Source organism: uncultured Tateyamaria sp., from assembly GCF_947503705.1.
Lineage (GTDB): Bacteria > Pseudomonadota > Alphaproteobacteria > Rhodobacterales > Rhodobacteraceae > Tateyamaria.
The window spans coordinates 1-2,782 of the sequence record NZ_CANNES010000022.1 but is presented as its reverse complement, the minus strand read 5'-3'; the positions used below and the strand labels follow the sequence as shown (position 1 = coordinate 2,782).

Sequence of the window (2,782 nt, the reverse complement as noted above, 5' to 3'; positions counted from 1 at the left end):
TCTATGCACAGCGCGACGTGCTCGATATGGTCGCGTGAAATGAAGCTATAGGTCTCCGGTAAACCCGGAGCGGTTCAAAGTGGCGCAGAGACAAACAAGAAAACCGCTCCTCAAGGGCGCCCTTTCAGTTGTGCCAAAAAATGCCTTAAAGGGTCTGAAGTCTAGGTTGGTTCGTTGATATCTGGGCCAATGGATGCGGTCAGCTACTGATTTCACGCGAACCGAGTTAGGATGTAAATGGAACCGGCAGTAAGCCATGATTTAACTGCCACTGAGTTGACAGAGATTGTCGCGGACAATCGGAACTGCCGTTAAGGTGGATCGCATATCTGCACGCCTTCGAGGCAGGTTTAAAAATGCGCGCAGGGATCGGAACATGGTTTGGCCTATTACAGCTCCGAATGCCCGCATTCGACGCACTGAGTATTGACCCCCGATCGGGCATTAGCAAGCAAAACACAACCACTGAGATTAGCTGGCTAGATCAAACCATGATCCACCTTTAACCGGCTGCAAACTGGTCTAAAATCTAGCATCACCACTGACCGGTCACCATATCAAAACCTGTGTTGAATTGAACTCATACTGGAAGGCCGAGAAAGACTATCTTTTCTTTAAGCTGACCGTTTCTTGTGGCGTGTTGCGGATTTAGTCGAATCACCGTTCGGTGGTATAGGGTGACGTTAACCTTGGCTCTCCATATTTTCTGCACTCAATGAAGAGGACGGAAAATTGATACACTTTCTTTATGGTGATGCGCTGGCGTCTAAACCGGTTTTGGCCCATTCAATGTTCATGGACCGCGCGGAACAATTCAAAAAAAGGCTAGGTTGGGATGTGAGGGTAGATCAGTTTGGCGAAGAACGAGACGAGTATGATTTGCTCAACCCGCTATATGTGATCGTAACCGATGAAAAAGGTTTGCACGAAGCCTCAATGCGGTTGTTGCCGACCGTAGGTAAAACCATGGTAAACGACCATTTCCTTGAAATCACTCACGGTGCGTCCGTCGAGAGTACGTTGATCTGGGAGTGCACGCGCTTTTGCACATCGCCAAATGCACAACCATATTCGGCGACTAAGCTGATGGCCGCTGGTGGAAAGGTTATGCAGGAGTTTTGCATCGATCATTTTGTGGGCGTCTTTGATCGAAAAATGCTGTCGGTGTATCGCTTGATCGGATCAGTCCCTACCATTATCGGTTGGACACAAAGCGACACCAGAAATATTGGGGTAGGTCTTTGGGAGTACTGTGCTGACGAATATAGGCACTTGTTGCGAGTATGCGGCCTATCCGACGTTGAGATGGAATTGTTTTTCGCAAATTCTGATTTGTCCGAAGTGAAACTTCAGGCAAAAAAATTATCGCCGCTTGATCTGCGGTCCGAATGCTGAGTTCTGGCCAACCTATCGTGTACTAACCCCCAAATGCAGTGACACAACACATGTATTGGGAGGGGAAACTAACAGTGAGCTAGCCCCATTTGTTGGACAGGTTCTGTCATAAATTAAGTTACTGTTTGCTCCTGCTCATCGGGTTGCTTGTCTTCTTTCTCTGCCCAGTAAACCAAGGCGGGAGGTATGTCGTAACCTGCCCTCCTGAAATATCCGGCGGAACGAGCATCTGTTCGACAGCCTGCACCATGCCCGCAATTTTTTGGCGGCATGGCGCATCGACTTCAACCACCACCGCCCACACTCCAGCCGTTCGCCGCGTGATCTAGCCCCCATTTCAGCGGACACCTAAGCGGTTTCAGTTTTTGGCCCTGATGAACTTGTGAGCCGATTTCTATTTTAGGCCGCTGTATGGGTGATTGTCTTTATAGTCTTGGAACTAGTCGCCTATCAATCTTAGAACGGTTTCGGCATCTGGCAGCGGATTGACGCGGACTTAGGGTCAGGACCCATTGATTTCCGTCTCACTGCGTGATTCACATCTCCTAAAATGGAGCGGTAAGATGAGCGATCTTTACTGGCTTAACGACGCACAGATGGCACGTCTTGAGCCCTATTTTCCGAAGTCCCACGGCAGGCCACGGGTCGATGACAGGCGTGTGCTGAGCGGGATTATCTTCATCAATCGCAATGGCTTACGGTGGCGCGATGCACCCAAGGAATACGGCCCGCACAAGACGCTTTATAACCGCTGGAAGCGATGGAGCGAGAAAGGCATCTTCGCACAGATGATGATGGGGTTGGCGGCTGAGCACGGCGAAGAAAAGACAATCATGATCGACGCTACCTATCTGAAGGCCCACCGAACAGCGACCAGCATGGGCGTCAAAAAGGGGGGCGTGGCCGTCTGATTGGCCGCACCAAAGGCGGCATGAACACGAAGCTGCACGCTATCTGTGACAGCCAAGGCCGACCGCTGAACCTCTTTGTGACCGCTGGGCAGGTCAGCGACTACATCGGCGCGCGGGTGCTGCTGAGCGGTCTGCCGAAAGTCGATTGGTTACTCGGGGATCGCGGCTATGATGCCGACTGGTTCAGAGAAGCGTTGAAAGACAAAGGAATACGCGCCTGCATCCCTGGTCGGAAGCAACGCAAGAAACCGGTAAAGTACGACAGGCGCCGCTACAAACGACGCAACCGCATCGAGATCATGTTCGGTCTGACCTGAGACCCGTTTCCACCTCCAATTTGAGGTAGAGTTCGTCCCAACGAAGGAGACGAACACAATGAAGAGATCACGGTTCAGCGAAGAGCTTTGAATCGCTCCGGGTTTGTCGGAGACCATCAACTTAAGTAAGGATGATGGTTATGACAAAAAGCAAAATGG

1 protein-coding gene and 2 pseudogenes are annotated in these 2,782 nt (G+C 50.9%); all 3 read left to right on the top strand.

All coding sequences use genetic code 11. The annotated features are described in order from the left end of the window. The first annotated feature begins 732 nt into the window (after nucleotides 1-732). Entirely contained in the window at nucleotides 733-1,395 is a 663-nt protein-coding gene (locus Q1A44_RS21800; protein WP_299629532.1) for an acyl-homoserine-lactone synthase, read from the top strand. Nucleotides 1,396-1,615: 220 nt separating this feature from the next. Further along, nucleotides 1,616-1,747: pseudogene (locus Q1A44_RS21795) on the top strand (integrase core domain-containing protein); the annotation flags it as partial. Nucleotides 1,748-1,958: 211 nt separating this feature from the next. Continuing rightward, a pseudogene (locus tag Q1A44_RS21790) lies at nucleotides 1,959-2,614 on the top strand (IS5 family transposase); the annotation flags it as partial. Between the last annotated feature and the right edge of the window lie 168 nt (nucleotides 2,615-2,782).